This is a genomic window from Glycomyces artemisiae, from assembly GCF_003002955.1.
GTDB lineage: Bacteria > Actinomycetota > Actinomycetes > Mycobacteriales > Micromonosporaceae > Glycomyces > Glycomyces artemisiae.
This window is the reverse complement of the sequence record NZ_PVTJ01000005.1, coordinates 19,529-37,212: the sequence shown is the minus strand read 5'-3', so window position 1 is coordinate 37,212 and position 17,684 is coordinate 19,529. Positions and strand designations below refer to the sequence as shown.

Genomic DNA, 17,684 nt, shown 5'->3' with positions numbered 1-17,684 from the left:
CGTCCGGCGGACGGGCCCTGATGCAGCGGGGAGGGCCGCCCCGGCCCTCCCCATGGGGGCCGCCTAGTGTGCCGAGGCCCGCTCCGCACCCGCCCCGGTGAGCGCCCGGACTTGCATGGACGCGAACCGGTCGGGGTTCGATTCGGAGCTCATCAGCGTGCCGACCACGGCGCAGATGAGACCCAGCGGGATGGACACCAGGCCGGGGTTCGACAGCGGGAACCATGCGATGTCGACCCCTTCGCCGAGCAGCGAAGTTTCCGTGCCTGAGAAGGTCGGCGAGAAGATCACCAGACCGATGGCGGAGATGAGGCCGCCGTAGATGCCCGCGACGGCGCCCGCGGTGTTGAACCGCTTCCAGAAGAGGCTGAACAGCAGCGTCGGGAGGTTCGCGGACGCGGCCACCGCGAAGGCGAGCGCGACCAGGAACGCCACGTTCAGGTCCTGCGCGAAGACCGCGATGACGACGGCGATGGCGCCGACGCCGACCGCCGCGAACTTCGCGAAGACGACCTCCTGGTGCCCGCTGGCCTTGCCGCGCTTGAAGACTCCGTTGTAGAGGTCGTGGGCGAGCGAGGAGGAGCAGGCGATGATGAGCCCGGCGACCACCGACAGGATCGCCGCGAACGCGGCGGAGGCGATGAGCGCCAGCATGATCGCGCCGCCCGTGGACCCGGCGATGTCCTCGCCGATGACCTGCGAGAGCTGCGGCGCGGCCGAGTTGCCGGCCGGGTTCTCGGCGATGATCGCGTCCTTGCCGACCATCGCGGCGGCGCCGAAGCCGAGCACGAGGGTGAGCAGGTAGAACATGCCGATCAGGCCGATGGCCCAGTTGACGGACTTGCGGGCGGTCTTGCCGTCCGGCGTCGTGTAGAAGCGGATGAGCACGTGCGGGAGGCCGGCGGTGCCCAGGACCAGCGCCAGCCCGAGGCTGATGAGGTCGAGCTTGTTCCACAGTGTCTGGAGCGCGTCCCCTGGCACCTCCGCCCCGTAGCGCAGCCCCGGTTCGAGGAAGGCCGCGCCCTGGCCGGAGACGTTCGCGGCGTCGCCGAGCAGCGCCGAGAGGTTGAAGTTGTAGTGGACGAGCACGAGGATCGCCAGGACGAACGCGAGGCCGATCTTGACGCAGGCCTGGAAGATCTGGACCCAGGTCGTGCCCTTCATGCCGCCGAACGCGACGTACGCGACCATGAGCAGGCCGGTGACGACGATGCCCACGACCTTCGCCGCGCCCGAGTCCATGCCGAGGAAGGTCTCGCCTTCCTTGATGCCCAGCAGGAGCGTCACGAGCGCGCCGGTGCCGACCATCTGCGCGAGCAGGTAGAAGATCGAGATGCTCAGGGTGGCAATGGAAGCGGCCGTGCGGACCGGGCGCTGCCGCATCCGGTACGAGAGCGCGTCGGCGACGGTGAAGCGGCCGGAGTTGCGCAGCGACTCGGCGACGAGGAGCAGCGCCACGAGCCAGGCGACGAGGAAGCCGATGGAGTACAGGAACCCGTCGTAGCCGTAGAGGGCGATGGTCCCGGCGATGCCGAGGAACGAGGCGGCGGAGACGTAGTCGCCCGCGACGGCGAAGCCGTTCTGCCACGCGGAGAAGCCGCGGCCGCCGGAGTGGAAGTCGGTGGCGGTGCTGGTCTTGCGGCCGCCCTGGATGGTGATGAAGATGGTCACCAGGACCATCACCATGAACAGGGCGATCGTCAGGATCCGGTTGCCGTCGCTCATCTCCTGTGCGAGCGTGTTCACTTCGCGCCCCCGTTCATGATGTCGTCGCGCAGCTCAGCGGACTGCGTGTCGAACTTGCGGGCGGTGAAGCGGTTGTAGGCCCACGTGACGTAGAAGGTCACGACGAACTGGCTCAGGCCCAGGATCAGCCCCAGGTTGATGTTGCCGAACAGCACGATGCCCATGAAGTCGCGGGCGTACGCCGACAGGAGCACGTAGACGAGGTACCAGGCCAGCGCGGCCAGCAGGACCGGGACGGTGAAGCGGAACAGGGTGCGCTTGAGCTCGACGAACCGCGGGTCGTCGTGCATCGCGGCGATGTCCGCTTCGCTGACCTCGGGCGGCGGTCCGTTCTCTTCGGGGGTTGTGGTCATCGAGCCTTCCTCCTTGAAGGGCAATGCGTCCCGCGGTCGTGACCGGCTCAGGTCGACACGGTGACGTGTGTCACCTGGGAATCTAGGGCCTTCGGGGGCCCGCGAGAAGCACCGTTGTCAGGCGTGTCGCCGGGACGCCGCCGTCGTGCGGCGAACCGGCGCTGAGACGCCGCCGAGCGGGCGGCGAGCGGTCGGCGAGCGGTCACCGCGGAAATCCGGTCCCCGGCGATGAATCCGGACGCCCCGCCTCGTCCCCATACGTAAGGCACCGAACCGGAAAGCAGCGTGAGCCCATGGCGAGCAAGATGATCTTCCTGAACCTGCCCGTCGCCGACCTGAAGCGCTCGCAGGACTTCTACACGGCCCTCGGCTGGCGCGTCAACGCCGACTTCACCGACGAGAACGCCGCCTGCGTCGTCGTCGACGCCAATATCTGCCTCATGCTGCTCACCAAGGACTTCTTCACCACCTTCGCCGAACGCCCCCTCGGCGACACCGTCGCCTACTCCTCCGCCGCCTACGCCCTCGCCCTTCCGAACCGCGACGCGGTGGACGACCTCACCGACGCCGCCCTCCAGGCCGGAGGCACCGAGGAGACCCCCATGAACGACCGCCGCGTCCAAGAGGCCGAAGTGGGCATGTACGGCCGCACCTTCATCGACCCCGACGGTCACCAGTGGGAACCCTTCTACATGCCCTACCAGTAAGAGCTGCAAAGGAAACCAGAAAACGCCGACGGCCGCCCCGCACCACGCGGGGCGGCCGTCGGCTCACTGCGGACCGGGGCCGGGCGGCTGCGGCGGGAAGTCGCGGGGGTCCTGGGGCGGCTGATGCGGACCGGGCTGCGGCGGGCGGCCGGGCCACTGCTGCTGGGCGCCGGGAGGCGGGTACGTCGGCGGCGGGTACGGGTACCGGCGCTGCTTCCTGGCCGCGTTGGAGACGAGCACGACGGTCACGACGACCGCGGCGATCACCGCCAGGATGCAGAGCAGTGCGAGCAGGTGCCAGGGCTTCAGCGCGCCCCAGTCGAGGCCCCCGCTCGTGGGCTCCACCGGGGCGGGACTCGTTTCAGGGACTTCTTCCATGTCGGGCTCCCGTTCAGGGCCGAGGGGTTGCGCCCCGTCCTCGCAGACGGGGCGCACTACAGGGGCCGCGCTATTCGCGGTACTCGTTCGGGAGGCCGAAGAGGGGGAAGAGGCGGGCGGTGTCGAGGAAGTAGTTGAGGCCGGCGATGGCGCCGTCGCGGAGTTCGAGGACGGTGATGGACCAGGGGGTCCAGAGGCCGGGCTCGTCGTCGCTGGGCTTGTAGTGGCCGAAGGCGGGGAGGCCGTTGGCGCCGACGGGCACGAGGCGGGAGTTGCGGCAGGCGGAGCCGGTGCCGAGCATGAACTCGGCGACGCCGGCGCGGCCCTCGACCCAGAGCGGGAACGGCGGCATGGAGAGGTTGACGTCCTGGGTGCAGAGCGCGGTGAGGGCGTCCATGTCGTAGGCCTGGAAGGCGGAGACGTAGCCGTCGACGAGCTTGCGGACGTCGGCGTCGTCCATGGCGGGCGCGTCGGCCGCGGGGTCGGTGTTGACCTTCTCCATGGTGGCCTTGGCGCGCTGGAGGGCGCTGTTGACCGAGGCGGGGCTGAGGTTGAGGGTCTCGGCGGTCTCGGCGGCGGAGAAGCGCAGGACCTCGCGCATGAGCATGACGGCGCGCTGCTTGGCGGGCAGGTGCTGGACGGCGGCGACGAACGCGAGCCGGAGCGTGTCCTTGGCCTCGGCGGCGGCGGCCGGGTCGGCGCCGAAGGCCATCGAGTCGGGGATGGGCTCGACCCACATGTAGTCGGGCTCGGGCGCCGGCAGGGGCGAGCCGGCGTCGGAGGCGGGGGCGAGGTCCATCGGGCGGGCCCGGCGCTGGGGGCCCTTGAGCATGTCGAGGCACACGTTCGTGGTGATCTTGTACAGCCACGAGCGCAGCGAGGAGCGGCCCTCGAAGGACGCGTAGGACTTCCAGGCGCGCGTGAACGCGTCCTGGACGGCGTCCTCGGCCTCGAAGGAGGAGCCGAGCATCCGGTAGGCGTAGGCGCACAGCTCGCGCCGGTGCGGCTCGAACTCGGCCAGCACATCGTCTTGGACTGCGGTGTTCATGGAATCAGCCTCGCATACGGGACCGACATTCGCCGGGACGGTTCCGGGATCGCCGGGCCAGGTCGGCCCGTGCGAACGGTCTCCCTTGTGGCCGTGGCGGTCTCAGTTGTGCTTGCGGTGGTCGGCCATCCAGCGCTCGAACGCGTCGGCGCTCATGGGCTTGGCGAAGTGCCAGCCCTGGCCCGCGTGGCAGCCCCAGCCTTCGAGCTGCTTGCGCACGTTCTCGTCCTCGACGCCCTCGGCGACGACCTCGACGTCCAGGGCCCGGCCCAGGTCGATCGTGGTGGAGACGATCGCGGCGTTGTCGGGGTCGTCGATGAGCGTGGTGACGAACGACTTGTCGATCTTGATCTCGGTGACCGGCAGGCGCCGCAGGTGCTGCATCGAGGAGAACCCGGTGCCGAAGTCGTCGAGGCTGATGCCGACGCCGAGGTCGGAGAGGCGCTGCACGTTCTGGAGCACCCGCCGCGGGTCGGCCATGAGCGCGGACTCGGTGATCTCCAGCTGGAGCTTCGCGGCGTCGACCCCGTAGGCGTCGATCCGCTCGGTGAGGAAGTCGGTGAACTCCGGCGACTGGAGGTCGCGGACGGAGACGTTCACGGCCATGCGCAGGTCGTACCCGCGCTCCTTCCAGGCCCGCAGCTGGCGCAGGGCGATGTCGACGACCCGTTCGGTGAGCATCCGCATGACCGAGGAGTGCTCGGCGGTCTCGATGATCTCGGCGGGGTTGACGACGCCGCGCTCCGGGTGGCTGTAGCGCAGCAGGGCCTCGGCGCCGATGACCGCGCCGTCGGCGAGGCGCACCTGCGGCTGGTAGAAGAGGTTCACGCCGGGCGCGTCCGGGTGGTCCAGGGCGCGGCGCAGGTCGCCGAGGAGGTGGAGGCGCTCGGGCGAGTGGTGGTCGAACTCGGCGCCGTAGCGCGTGTAGGACCCGGCGCGCTGCTTCGACTCGTACATGGCGATGTCGGCGTGGCGGAACAGGGTCTGGAAGTCGGCGCCGTCGTCGGGGAAGACCGCGATGCCGACCGAGCCGTCGACCTCGATGCTGACGTCGGACAGGACGATCGGCGCGTCGAGGCGGGCGCGGATCTCGCGGGCGCACTACATCGGGTCGGTCATGCCGTCGAGCTCGGACCACACGAACGCGAACTCGTCGCCGCCGAGGTGGGCGATCTCCTTCCCGGGCGGCTTGTCGGTCGTGAAGCGCTTCGCGAGCTCGACGAGGAGCTGGTCGCCGACCTCGTGGCCGAGCGCGGAGTTGACGTCGGCGAACCGGTCGAGGTCGAGGATGAGCACGGCCACGGCGGTCTTCGTCTCGGCGGCGTCGGCGAGCTTGCCGTCGACGACCTCCTGGAAGCCCTTGCGGTTGAGCAGGCCCGTGAGCGGGTCGTGGTCGGCCTCGCGCTCGCGGTCGGCCGCGGTCTGGAGGATGCGGTAGACGCTGAAGATCGGGATGGCCGAGGCGGCCACGAGCCACCACGAGGACATGGCCGCGGTCGCCAGGATCGGCGCGATGGCGATCTGCGTGGCCCGCAGGGCCCATTCGCTCTTGAGCCAGTCCAAGGCCAGTTCCCTCCACGGCCTGCCGGTGCGCAGGCTCTGTCGACCCGCGACCAGGGCCGTGGACGTGAGCATCCAGCTGGTGCCGGCGGCGAACACGGCGATGAGCTCGATGGCGTCGCCGTTCCAGGTGGTGCCGCCCGCGATGCCGTTCCAGACGAACCACGCCACGCACAGGGCCAGGCCCTGCTGCGACAGGTTGAAGACCATCCGCCACCCGGAGGCGTGGATCTGCGCCACCAGCAGCGACATGGCCGCGGACTGCGCGATCAGGGCCGGGAGGAAGCCCCAGGTGACCATCGTGGCGAGGACGTAGACCAGGTAGATCGAGGCGATCGGCGACATCCACAGGCCGCCCCAGCGGGTCGGGCGCAGCTCGGCGATGACGGCGAGTCCCGCGGTGAGCCAGAAGGCGAAGGGCACGTCGAAGGCGCCGCCGTCGAACGCTCCGGCGCGCACGGCGGTGAACCCGGCGCCGACGATCGCCAGCACGGCGACCGCCGACGTGAAGCCGTAGTACCGGCCTGGATGCTCTCTAGGCGCAGTGTTGCGCATGAGCGTCGTGGCCATATCGCTCCTCCCACTGCCACACCGTTCCGAGGCGACGCGCCAGAATCACCGCGGCCCGGTCGTGGCCGACTCCTCTGTCATATCGCGATTTTCGCTCCCAGACAACGCTGGGAGCACATGCGGCACACTTGTGACCAGGCGCGACATGTCCGTGACAGAAACCGTTCTCCGCACGTCGGCGGCAGGGTACCCCGAGGTCGATTTCGGACCCGGCGGCCCCTTCGGGCGGACCGGTCCGCGCCGCGCACGCGGCCAGGGGCAAGCTTCCACAGGATGACTCTGCCTGGTTCTAACGAGCATCCCCCCCGATCGGAATACGGATCGTTACCGACTTGTGATCATTCCGGTTCGTTCCCGTCGCCGGATTCCTCGGACTGCGAGGAAAACTCGCCCAATCCGTGCTCCAGGAGCCGGTCGAAGTCCTCCCCTTGCACCACGGTGACACCCAGTTGCACGGCTTTGTCGTATTTCGAGCCCGGCTTGTCGCCCGCGACGACCGCGCCGGTCTTCTTCGAGACCGAGGACGAGGACTTCCCGCCGCGCGCTTTGACGGCCGCGGCGGCCCCTTCCCGGGTGTACCCGTCGATGCCGCCGGTGATGACGATCGTGACGCCCTCCAGGGTCTGCGGGAGCGCCTCGGAGGGGTCGGGGGCCTCGTCCTGCATCCGCACGCCCGCGGCGCGCCAGCGCTCGACGATGTCGCGGTGCCAGTCGACGGCGAACCAGTCCTTGATGGCGGCGGCGATGGTCGGGCCGACGCCGTCGACGGCGGCCATCTCCTCCTCGTCGGCCTCGGCGATGCGGTCGAGGTCGCGGAAGTGCTCGGCGAGGGCCTGCGCGGAGACGGGGCCGACGTGGCGGATCGAGAGGGCGTTGACGACGCGCCACAGCGGCTGGGACTTGGCGGCCTCCAGGTTCTGGAGCATCTCCTCGGCGTTCTTGCGCGGGAGGATCTCGCCGGTCTTCTTGTCGGGCTGGCGGGCGAAGGGGGTGACCACCTTCTGCTCGCCGGTCTTCTCGTCGATCTTGGGGAGCCCGGAGTCGGGGTCGCGCACGACCACGCGGATCGGCAGGAGCTCGTCCATCTTCAGGTCGAAGACGCCGCCCTCGTCGGTGAGGACCGGTTCGGCGGGCTCCAGGGGCTGCACGAGCGCCGCGCAGGCGATGTAGCCCATGCGGTCCACGTCGAAGCAGGAGCGGCCCGTGGCGAACGCCAGGCGCTCGCGCAGCTGCCCGGGGCAGGAGCGGGCGTTGGGGCAGCGCAGGTCGATGTCGCCTTCGGCGGCGGGCGCGAGCACGGAGTCGCACTCGGGGCACCGCTCGGGCATGGCGAACTCGGTCTCGTCGCCGGTGCGGGCGGCGGCGACGGGGGCGACGATCTCGGGGATGACGTCGCCGGCCTTGCGGACGACGACGATGTCGCCGATGAGGACGCCCTTGGCCTTGACCTGGTCGGCGTTGTGGAGGGTCGCGAACTCGACCTCCGATCCGGCGACGCGGACCGGGTCGAGGACGGCGTAGGGGGTGGCGCGGCCGGTGCGGCCGATGGAGACCTTGATGTCGAGGAGGCGGGTGTTGACCTCCTCGGGCGGGAACTTGAAGGCCACGGCCCAGCGGGGGGTGCGGCTGGTGGCGCCGAGGCGGCGCTGCACGCCGAAGTCGTCGATCTTGATGACGATGCCGTCGATCTCGTGGACGAGCTTGTGGCGCTTGCCGCCGAACTCCTCGATGTACGCGAAGGCCTCGTCGATGGTGGGGACGACGCGCCAGTAGGGGCTGACGGGCAGGCCCCAGGCGTCGAGGGCGGCGTAGGAGTGGGACTGGGAGTCGGGCTCGAAGCCCTGGAGGACGCCGAGGCCGTGGGCGATGAAGGAGAGGGGCCGCTCGGCGGTCTTGGCGGCGTCCTTCTGGCGCAGGGACCCGGCGGCGGCGTTGCGGGGGTTGGCGAACGGGGCCTTCCCGGCGGCGACCTGGGACTCGTTGAGGCGCTCGAAGTCGGCGGTCGGGAAGTAGACCTCGCCGCGGACTTCGAGGAGGCTCGGCACGGGGAAGCCGTCGGCGGCGGCGAGGCGCTGGGGGACGGCGGCGATGGTGCGGACGTTCGCGGTGACGTCTTCGCCGGTGACGCCGTCGCCGCGGGTGGCGGCGCGGGTGAGGCGGCCGTTCTCGTAGACGAGGTCGACGGCGAGGCCGTCGATCTTGACCTCGCAGAGGTACCGCTCGCCGGGGACCTCGGCGGTGATGCGGTCGGCCCAGGTCTGCACTTCTTCGAGGCTGAAGACGTCCTGGAGGCTGAGCATCTTCTCCAGGTGGGTCACCGGCGCGAACGCCTCGGAGAAGGTGCCGACCTGCTCGGTGGGCGAGTCGTTCTTCTTGAGCTCCGGGTAGCGGGTCTCAAGGTCGATGAGTTCGTGCATGAGCTCGTCGAACTGGCTGTCGGAGACCGTCGGCGCAGCGTCTTCGTAGTAGCGGCGCCGGTGGGCAGTGATCTCCGGGGCGAGTTCCTCGACGCGGGCGCGCGCGCGCTCGAACTCGGGGTCGCCGGTGCGGTCAGGGCCTTCGTCGATGTCAGTCGTGCTCACGGCCCCATTGTGTCAGCCGGGTCCGACGTTTCGCGGAGGTCGAAGCCTTATGCAACCGGTCACTTTCCGTTCACGTGCTGATTGCCTTCCACTCCCTTTGGGCCGCGATGATCAGCCCCGTAGTGCCCGCCCGCCCCCCGCACCCTCCTCACGAAGGAGCCCAGGTCTTGGTGACTCTTCAAGGTTCCAACCGCCGCAGCTTCCTGCGCCGCGGCGCGGCGGACGGCGGCTTCGCGTCCCCTGCGGTGGCGGGCCTCGCGGCCCGGGCCGCGCGCGCCGAGGACGGCTTGCGGGCCCGGCAGGCGCCCGGGAACGGCGGCTACGGGCCGCCGCGGGAGCTGACCCGCACCGATGAGGCCTCGGGCTTCTCGCAGACGCTGCGGCTCCCCGAGGGCTTCGACTTCGCGGTGTTCTCGGTGGCGGGCGCGGCGATGGGCGACGGCGGCGCGGTGCCTCCGGCGCACGGCGGGCTCGCGTGCTTCGCGACGGGCCGGCGCGGCGAATGGCGGCTGGTGCGCGGCCACGGCGTGCGCGGCGTCCCGGGTCCCGCCGCGGGCAAGGCGAAGCACCGGTACGACGCGCTCGCCTCGGGAGGGACGACGACGCTCGCGGTGTCGTGGCGGGACGGCGTGTTCGCGCTCGACGGGTCGCGGCAGTCGCTGTCGGGGACCGTGGCGAGCCGCTCCGGCGGGGCGACCCCGTGGGGCTCGTGGCTCGCGTGCGAGGAGACCGTGACGGGCACGGGCGCGGGCTGGGAGGCCCCGCACGGGTACGTCTTCGAGGTCGCGGCCGACGCCGACGAGGAGTCGGAGCCGCTGCCGCTCAAAGACATGGGCCGCTTCGTGCACGGCGGGGCCGCGGTCGACCCGCGCACGGGCGCGGTGTACCTGACCGAGGACCAGGCTTCGGCCGGGTTCTACCGGTTCCTGCCGAACGTGCCGGGGCGCCCGGCCGAGGGCGGGCAGCTCCAGATGCTCAAGTTCGCCGACGAGTGGAACCGCGACACGCGGACCGGCCGCCGGGCCGGGCGCGCGGCGTACGTCGAGTGGGTCGACGTCGACGAACCCGACCCCTCCGGCGCCGAAGGCGACCCGTTCGCGGTGTTCGACCAGGGCTGGGCCCGGGGCGCGGCCGTGTTCGGGCGGCTCCAGGACTGCTTCTACGCCGACGGCGCGGTGTACGCCTCGTCGGTCTCCGGCGGCGACGAGGGCGAGGGCCAGCTGTGGGAGTTCCGCCCGCGCGGCCTGCGCGGCGGCACGCTCAAGCTGGTGTTCGAGTCCCCCGACGCGGCGCTGCTGCCGTTCCCCGCCGGGCTCGCGGTCTCGCCCGCGCAGGGCCTGGTGCTGTGCGAGGGCGTGCGGGAGGCGCCCGCGCTGCGGGGCCTGACCCGCGAGGGCGAGGTCCTGGACCTGGCGGCGCACGACGGCGCGGCCGAGTGGTGCGGGGCGGCGTTCTCCCCCGACGGGAAGGTGCTGTTCGCGAACCTGCGCGGGCGCACGCGCGGCGACCGGGCCGAGCCGGGCCGCACGGTCGCGATCTGGGGCCCCTGGGAGCAGGGCGTCCTCTAGCGCTTGAACCCTCCGATAGGGCCGGCCCCGCGGTTTCGACCGCGGGGCCGGCCTTTTCACGCGCCGGGCGCGCTTCGCGGCGTAGCATTTCACCATGCGATGAATTCCCGTGCTACGGTGAATTCATCACTCGTTGAATTGCTTGGAGGCCCCGATGCCGCCCGCCCCCGCGATAGCCGTCGCCGACCTGGTGGTCGACCGCGGCAAGAAGCCCGTCCTCAAGAGCGTCTCCACGGAGATCGCCCCCGGGACCGTCACCGGCCTGCTCGGCCCCTCCGGCTCGGGCAAGACCACGTTCATCCGCGCCGTCGTCGGCACCCAGAAGGTCAAGGGCGGCACCGTGACCGTCCTCGGCGAACCCGCCGGCGCGAAGCCGCTGCGCGGCCGCGTCGCGTACGTGACGCAGGACGCCTCGATCTACCGGGACCTGTCCGTCAAGGCCAACGTCGCCTACTTCGCCGCGCTCTACGGGCGCGACCGCCACGAGGCCATGCGCGCCATCGAGCGCGTCGGCATGGGCGACCACGCCGACAAGCTCGCCGGGAACCTCTCCGGCGGCCAGAAGACCCGCACCTCCCTCGCGTGCGCGCTCGTCATCGAGCCGGAGGTGCTCGTCCTCGACGAGCCCACCGTCGGGCTCGACCCGGTCATCCGCGAGGAGCTGTGGGACCAGTTCCGCGCGCTCGCCGCGGGCGGCGCGACCCTCCTGGTCTCCAGCCACGTCATGGACGAGGCCGACCGCTGCGACCGGCTCCTGCTGCTGCGCGAAGGACAGTTCATCGCCGACGACACCCCCGCGGCCCTGCGCGAGTCCACCGGGACCGCGAACCTCGAAGCCGCGTTCCTCCACCTCATCCGCGAACTCGAAGGGGCGCGGTGACATGTCGCTGCGGATCACGTTCATCACCGCCGGGCGCATCCTGCGCCAGCTCCTCAACGACCACCGCACGGTCGGCCTCATCCTCGCCGTGCCCGCGCTCATCATCGCCCTCATCAGCGCGATCATGGACGACGCGCCGCAGGTGTTCGACAAGACCGGCCTGATCCTGCTGGCCGCCTTCCCGTTCATGCTCATGTTCATGATCACCTCCATCACGCTGCTGCGCGAGCGCACCGGCGGGACCCTGGAGCGGCTCATGACCACCCCGACCGGGAAGCTCGACCTGGTCGTGGGCTACGCGCTCGCGTTCGGCACGGCCGCCGCGGCCCAGACCGCCGTCGCGGCGGGCGTCGCGTTCCTGTGGCTCGGACTCGACACGGCCGGGCCGACGTGGGCGGTGTTCCTCATCTGCATCGTCACGTCGCTGTTCGGGATGGCCTTGGGGCTGTTCGTGTCCGCGTTCGCGACCACCGAGTTCCAGGCGATCCAGTTCATGCCCGTGTTCGTGGTGCCGCAGCTGTTCCTGTGCGGCCTGATCTGGCCCGCCGACCAGATGGCCGGGTGGCTGCAGGGCGTCTCGGACGCGCTGCCGCTCACCTACGCGGTCAAGGCGCTCGCGGAGGTGCAGGCGCACACCGAGGTCACGTCGGACATGTGGGCCGACCTCGCGGTGGTGCTCGGTGCGGTCGTCGTCGCAACCGTGCTCGGAGCCGCGACGCTCAGGCGACGGACCGACTAAGGTCGTCCCGTGGCGAGAGCGAAGCGGACCGGACGGCGCACCGGGAACCCCGACACCAGGTCGGAGATCCTGGGCGCCGCCCGGCGCCTGTTCGCCGACGAGGGCTACGAGTCGGTGTCGATGCGGCGGATCGCGGGCGAGGCGGGCGTGGACCCGTCGCTGATCCACCACTACTTCGGGTCCAAGGACGAGCTGTTCATGGCCGCCATCGAGCTGCCGTTCGACCCGGCACCAGAGGTGGAGGCCGCGCTCCAGGCGGGCGGCATCGACGGCGCGGGCGAGCGGCTCGTGCACGCGTTCGTGCGGATCTGGGACGGCGCGCACCGCGACAAGCTGCTGGCCGTGGTCCGCTCCAGCCTCTCCAAGCCCGCCATGTCGTTCGTGCTCAAGCAGCTGTTCGAGCACCGGATCGTGAAGACCGTGCAGGCGACCCTCGGCGACACCGTCGACCACATCCCCGTGCGCGCCAACTTCATCGCCTCGCAGGTCTTCGGCCTGGTCGTCGCCAGGTACATCCTGAAACTGGAGCCCCTCGCCTCCCTCGGCGAGAAGGAGCTGGCCGAGACGATCGGGCCGACCATCGACCGGTACCTGACGATGCCCGTGGGGCACTTGACGAGGGATTCTTGACGCCGAACTGACATGACGAGCCCTCGGCGCCGCGGCGGAGCGCACCTAGACTGGCCGCATGCCGATCGTCGACAGCGCCATCTACCGCAAGGGCGTCCGCGAGACCCATCACGTGTCCCTTGAGGACACCTTCGAGGACCTGCACGAGCACGGCGGGTTCGCGTGGATCGGGCTGTACCGGCCCACCGGCGGGGAGCTCAGCGCCGTCGCCGAGGAGTTCGAGCTGCACCACCTCGCGATCCAGGACGCCACCGCCGGGCACCAGCGCCCCAAGCTGGAGCGCTACGGCGACACCCTGTTCGTGGTCCTGCGCGCCGCCCGCTACCTCGACGGCCCCGAGGAGGTCGAGTTCGGCGAGGTCCACCTGTTCATCGGCCCGAACTTCGCGATCACCATCCGCCACGCCGAGTCCCCCGACCTCTCCCGGGTCCGCGGGCGCCTCGAAGCCCACCCGGAGCTGTGCGCGTTCGGGCCGCAGGCGGTCCTGTACCTGGTCATGGACGAGGTCGTGCGCGGCTACCGCCCCGTCATGGCGGGCATGGAGAACGACATCGACGAGATCGAGGAGGCCATGTTCTCCGGCGACGCGGCCGTCACGCGCCGGATCTACGAGCTGTTCCGCGAGGCCATGGCGTTCCAGCGGGCCACCCACCCGCTCGTGACCGTGCTCAAGTCCCTCGAAGCGGGCTACGACAAGTACGGCGTCGACCTGGAGCTGCGCCGCGACATGCGCGACGTCCTCGACAACGTCTACAAGACCGTCGAGCGCGCCGACACCTTCCGGGCCCTCCTCCGGAACGCCCTCACCGTCCACTCCACGCTCGTCACCCAGGCCCAGAACGAGGAGATGCGCGAACTCGCCGCCCAGACCCACGAGCAGGGCGACCAGGTCAAGAAGATCAGCTCCTGGGCCGCGATCCTGTTCACACCCGGTCTCGTGGCGGGCGTCTACGGCATGAACTTCACCCACATGCCCGAACTCTCCTGGACCCTCGGCTACCCGATGGCCCTCGGCCTCATGGTCGTCTCCGCCGCCATCCTGTGGGTGGTCTTCAAACGCGCGACCTGGCTCTAAGCCGGGCCGACCACGGGCAGACCGGCGGTGTCCGCGTACGCCGCGAGGCGGCGGTCGTAGGTCACGAACGCATGCAGTTCGTCGCGGAGCAGATCAGCGGTCGCGAGGTGCAGCGCGTCGAGCGATCGAAGCTGCGGAAACCGGTACTCGGCGGCCTTCGCCCGTACTGCGGCGGTCATGTCGAGACGATGGATGCGACCGAGGACCCGCGGGAGGTCCTCAAGCAGATGCGGCGCGTCGCGATGCAGCGCCCGCGCCATCTCGACTTCAAGGAGCGCGCTCGACACCTTCGGTGATGCTGCGCGTTCGCCGAGCCATTTCACCAGCGCCGGGGATTCGGCCTCGAATTTGAGCAGCTTGATGACCGCACAACTGTCGAGGTAGATCACCAGCGCTCCTCGTCGCGCGCGGCGATCATCCGCTCGGAGAGCGGCGGGTCGGCCGGGTCGCCGTCGGGGACCGCGAACGGAGTCTCGTCGACCGCCTGCACGACCGAGCCCTCCGCGATCCAGCGGGCCAGGAGCGAACTCGTCGCGGGCTCGGGCGTCATCCGGACCACGGGCTTCCCGTGATCCGTGATGATGACCGTCTCGCCGTTGCGCACGCGACGCACGATCTGCGCCGTGTGGTGGCTCAGTTCGCGCAATCCGATGGTGTCCATGCCGGAATGTTACCACATTTGTGCCACAAAGTGGCTCGTGCAAGTCGGCGTCAGGCGCTCACGTCGAAGAGGGAGCCGACGGCGTAGGTGACGATCATCGTCGCGGCGCCGACGGCCATGATGCGGAGCATCGCGGGGCGGCGGGGGGCGCCGCCGAGGGTGGCGGAGGTCCAGCCGGTGACGGCGAGCGCGGCGACGACGGCGACGGCGCAGCCCCAGACGCGGACGCCGTCGGGCAGGAGCGTGATCGCCAGGAGCGGCAGGAGCGCGCCGCAGGTGAAGCTGATGAACGAGGAGAGCGCGGCGTGCCAGGGGTTGGTGAGGTCGTCGGGGTCGAGGCCGAACTCGACGGCGGCATGGGCGCGCAGCGGGTTGCGGGCCGAGAGCTCGCGGGCGGCGGCGCGGGCGGTCTCGGCGGAGAGGCCGCGGCGCTCCAGGTTGGTCGTGAGCTCGTCCTCGGCGGCCTGGGGGTCCTGGTCGAGTTCGCGGCGCTCGGCCGCGACGAGGGTGGCCTCGGTGTCGCGCTGGGTGGAGACGGAGGTGTACTCGCCCCCGGCCATGGAGAAGGCGCCCGCGACGAGGCCGGCGACGCCGGAGACGAGGATCGTGGAGCGGTCCGTGGTGGCGCCCGCGACGCCGATGACGATGCCCGCGGTCGAGACGATGCCGTCGTTCGCGCCGAGGACTCCGGCGCGGAGCCAGTTGAGCCGGTTGCCGATCGAGCCGAGTTCTTCACCGCCGTGAGCTTCCACGCTCTCAGTGAACCATACGGTTGCACGACGTGGGGCTGCTCACGCGATGCGTCGGAACGGGCCGCTCAAGGGTGTTACATGCGGACCTCACGGTCCCCACGGCTACAAGGGATTCCCGTGCGGCGGGCCTCCGCTACCCTCGGGAATCCTCTCAGACGGAAGGGTCTCGATCATGAGCGAACCCGACGGCGCCCCTGCGCCGCAGGACGATCCGGCCGCCGGCGACTCCCCCGCCGAAGCGCCGGAAGCCCCTGAGCCCCGCGAGGCGCCCGAGGCGTCCCAGGCGCCGGAAGCGACGCCGCAGGCCGAGCAGCACGAGCCGCAGGCGCAGCGGCCGCCGGTGCAGCAGGGCGTGCTGGTCCCGGCCCCGCCGCCGCAGATGCCGCACCAGCACCGCGGCGCCCCCTACCAGCAGCAGTACTACGCGGCCCCTCCCCCGCCGCCGATGATCCTCCCGAACCCCCGCTGGCACCGGCCGGAACTGAGCGCGTCGCAGACCACCGTGATCCTCGTGTTCGTCGTGGCGCTGTTCGGCGCATGGGCGGCGTTCCCCGGCGGAGGCGTCGGGGTCGGCTTGGCGCTCACCGGGATCGCGCTCGTCGCGGTGCCGCTGCTGACGTCGCGTGACGACCTCCTGCCGCGCCTGCCGGGCGCGGTCCTCGTGGTGCTCCTGTGGTCGGTCGCGGCGGTGCGGGACGCGGGCTGGGTCGTGGCCCTGTGCGCGCTCGCCGCGTTCGCGTTGACACCGCTGGTCCTGGCACCGCAGCGGCGCATCGGAGGGACGGCGCTGGCGATGTGCTTCGCGTGGCTCGAAGGCATCGCGGAGTCGTTCAGGTGGGCGCGGCGCGGCCGCACCGAGCAGAACTCCCGCAACCCCGGAACCGTGCGCATCGCATGGACCGCGGGCGTGACGGTGGCGCTGCTGCTGGTCTTCGGCGGCCTGTTCGCCGCCGCGGACTCGACGTTCGCCGACCTCGTGGCGAGGCTGCTGCCGGACCTGAACCCCATCGAGGTGTTCCTGCGGCTGGTGCTCGCGGCGGTCCTGGTCCCGCTGGTCCTGGTGTGGGCGTACACGGCCGCGGCGCGGCCGCGCTGGGACGCCGAGGAGCAGGCCGAGCACCGCACCGTGTCGCGGTTCGAGCTGGCGATCCCGCTGGCGGCGCTGAACCTCCTGTTCGCGGCGTTCATCGCGGTGCAGCTGCGCGTGTACTTCGGCGGCGAGGCGTACGTGATGGAGACGGCGGGCCTGACGTTCGCCGAGTACGCGCGCCGCGGCTTCTGGCAGCTGAGCTTCGTCGCGGTCCTGTCGCTGGCGCTCATCGCGATCGCCGCGTGGCTCGCGCCGAAGCGCTCGAAGGCCGACCGGTGGACGGTCCGGGTCCTGCTGGCCCTGCTCGCGCTCATGTCGATGGCCGTCGTGGTCTCGGCGACGTACCGGATGTACACGTACACCGAGACGTACGGGCTCACGCGGCTGCGCGTCTGGATCTTCACCGTCGAGTTCTGGCTCGCGGTCCTGTTCGCGATGGTCCTGGTCGGCTGCTGGAAGCTCCGCGCGGCCTGGCTGCCGCGGGCCGTGCTCGCCTCCGGCGCGATCGCGCTCCTGGGCCTGGCGGCCGTCAACCCCGACGCGCTCATCGCCCGCTACAACATCGACCACGACCACGAGCTGGACCTGAACTACCTCAAGGGGCTCTCGGCCGACGCCGCGCCCGAGTTCGCCGACCTCCCCGCCGAGGACCGCGACTGCCTGCTGGGCGGCGACGACTTCGACGACGAGCGCGACGTCATGGCGTGGAACTGGGGCTACCAGCGCGCGATCGAGGCAGCGGAGGGCGCCGGGGAGCCGGACCCGTACTGCACCTTCCCCGACTGGGACGTGGACGCCGCCGAGTCCTCCGAGGTCGACCTGAGCCAGCCGAACGCCGACCCGGACGGGTTCTGGCACTGGAACACCTGCGCGGAGTACGACCTCGCGCAGGTGACGGAGTTCTTCGGGACCTCCGCGACCGGGGACCGGGGCCTCGTGCCCGACGACCCCTCGCAGTACGCGGAGGACCTCGACCCGGCCGCGGGCCTTGGCAACCGGGTGCTGCACTGCGGTTATTACGGTCCCGGCTCCCGATACCTGATGATCGAGACCTTCGAGTGGACCACGTCCGAGGACGCCCTCGCCGGAGTCGCTGCGATGCAGGCCGCGGACGAGGCGGGCGGGATCTACGAGGTCACCGACATCGCCGAGATCGACACCGAGGCCACGGCCGGGTACGTCGCGGTCCTCGACGGCGAGATGTACCAGTACACCGAGGTCACCGAGAACCTCGCGACGATGGTGTCGCTGAGCGACACGGCGACCGACGGCACGGCCCGCCCGGTCTGCGACGACCTGGCCGCGCAGTCCTACGAGCTCCATTACGAGCGGGGCTGAGGGCTCC

15 protein-coding genes and 1 pseudogene are annotated in these 17,684 nt (G+C 70.9%); 7 read left to right on the top strand and 9 right to left on the bottom strand.

Translation table 11 applies throughout. The features are described from left to right. Positions 1–63 precede the first annotated feature (63 nt). Positions 64–1,725, bottom strand: a complete 1,662-nt coding sequence (locus B0I28_RS13730) for a sodium:solute symporter family transporter (RefSeq protein WP_106364773.1) — start codon at positions 1,723–1,725, stop codon at positions 64–66. A gap of 17 nt (positions 1,726–1,742) precedes the next feature. Beyond that, positions 1,743–2,099, bottom strand: coding sequence for a DUF485 domain-containing protein (locus B0I28_RS13725; protein ID WP_106364413.1), 357 nt, complete (start codon positions 2,097–2,099; stop codon positions 1,743–1,745). 293 nt (positions 2,100–2,392) lie between these two features. Here B0I28_RS13725 and B0I28_RS13720 point away from each other — a divergent pair, with 293 nt between their 5' ends. After that, positions 2,393–2,806: a VOC family protein gene (locus tag B0I28_RS13720; protein ID WP_106364412.1), complete on the top strand. Its 414-nt coding sequence runs from the start codon at positions 2,393–2,395 to the stop codon at positions 2,804–2,806. Between the two features lie 63 nt (positions 2,807–2,869). On the opposite strand, the gene B0I28_RS13715 is transcribed toward B0I28_RS13720, so the two are convergent. From B0I28_RS13715 to ligA, 4 genes and pseudogenes are all read right to left on the bottom strand, one after another. Beyond that, a complete protein-coding gene (locus B0I28_RS13715) occupies positions 2,870–3,184 on the bottom strand; it encodes a hypothetical protein (RefSeq protein WP_146148092.1) in 315 nt (104 codons plus the stop codon). 70 nt (positions 3,185–3,254) lie between these two features. After that, positions 3,255–4,232, bottom strand: coding sequence for a sigma-70 family RNA polymerase sigma factor (locus B0I28_RS13710; RefSeq protein WP_106364410.1), 978 nt, complete (start codon positions 4,230–4,232; stop codon positions 3,255–3,257). A 102-nt stretch (positions 4,233–4,334) separates the two neighbouring features. Further along, positions 4,335–5,720, bottom strand: a pseudogene (locus tag B0I28_RS28480) (putative bifunctional diguanylate cyclase/phosphodiesterase). A 980-nt stretch (positions 5,721–6,700) separates the two neighbouring features. Then, positions 6,701–8,944, bottom strand: a complete 2,244-nt coding sequence (gene ligA, locus B0I28_RS13695) for an NAD-dependent DNA ligase LigA (protein ID WP_245888970.1) — start codon at positions 8,942–8,944, stop codon at positions 6,701–6,703. A 170-nt stretch (positions 8,945–9,114) separates the two neighbouring features. Here ligA and B0I28_RS13690 point away from each other — a divergent pair, with 170 nt between their 5' ends. The 5 genes from B0I28_RS13690 to B0I28_RS13670 all read left to right on the top strand — a co-directional run bounded on the left by B0I28_RS13690 (position 9,115) and on the right by B0I28_RS13670 (position 13,836). After that, a complete protein-coding gene (locus B0I28_RS13690) occupies positions 9,115–10,512 on the top strand; it encodes an alkaline phosphatase PhoX (protein ID WP_219926755.1) in 1,398 nt (465 codons plus the stop codon). A gap of 154 nt (positions 10,513–10,666) precedes the next feature. Then, entirely contained in the window at positions 10,667–11,392 is a 726-nt protein-coding gene (locus B0I28_RS13685; RefSeq protein WP_106364407.1) for an ABC transporter ATP-binding protein, read from the top strand. Position 11,393: 1 nt separating this feature from the next. After that, complete coding sequence (locus B0I28_RS13680) at positions 11,394–12,131, top strand: ABC transporter permease (protein ID WP_106364406.1); 738 nt, start codon at positions 11,394–11,396, stop codon at positions 12,129–12,131. 9 nt (positions 12,132–12,140) lie between these two features. Continuing rightward, on the top strand, positions 12,141–12,761 hold the full coding sequence (locus tag B0I28_RS13675; protein ID WP_106364405.1) for a TetR/AcrR family transcriptional regulator: 621 nt from the start codon (positions 12,141–12,143) through the stop codon (positions 12,759–12,761). Positions 12,762–12,819: 58 nt separating this feature from the next. After that, positions 12,820–13,836: a magnesium and cobalt transport protein CorA gene (locus B0I28_RS13670; protein ID WP_106364404.1), complete on the top strand. Its 1,017-nt coding sequence runs from the start codon at positions 12,820–12,822 to the stop codon at positions 13,834–13,836. On the opposite strand, the gene B0I28_RS13665 is transcribed toward B0I28_RS13670, so the two are convergent. From B0I28_RS13665 to B0I28_RS13655, 3 genes are read right to left on the bottom strand one after another with little or no spacing between them, the layout of a single operon-like run. Beyond that, positions 13,833–14,225, bottom strand: a complete 393-nt coding sequence (locus B0I28_RS13665; RefSeq protein ID WP_106364403.1) for a type II toxin-antitoxin system VapC family toxin — start codon at positions 14,223–14,225, stop codon at positions 13,833–13,835. The two genes, B0I28_RS13670 and B0I28_RS13665, sit on opposite strands and share 4 nt — an antisense overlap. Continuing rightward, positions 14,222–14,497, bottom strand: coding sequence for a type II toxin-antitoxin system Phd/YefM family antitoxin (locus B0I28_RS13660; protein ID WP_106364402.1), 276 nt, complete (start codon positions 14,495–14,497; stop codon positions 14,222–14,224). The genes B0I28_RS13665 and B0I28_RS13660 overlap by 4 nt, the downstream gene beginning before the upstream one ends. 50 nt (positions 14,498–14,547) lie before the next feature. Continuing rightward, the gene (locus B0I28_RS13655) at positions 14,548–15,249 is read right to left on the bottom strand and encodes a VIT1/CCC1 transporter family protein (protein WP_106364401.1); all 702 of its coding nucleotides are present in this window, start codon (positions 15,247–15,249) and stop codon (positions 14,548–14,550) included. A gap of 172 nt (positions 15,250–15,421) precedes the next feature. Between B0I28_RS13655 and B0I28_RS13650 the strand changes: the two genes are divergently transcribed. Next, on the top strand, positions 15,422–17,677 hold the full coding sequence (locus B0I28_RS13650; protein ID WP_106364400.1) for a DUF4153 domain-containing protein: 2,256 nt from the start codon (positions 15,422–15,424) through the stop codon (positions 17,675–17,677). The last annotated feature ends 7 nt before the right edge of the window (positions 17,678–17,684 follow it).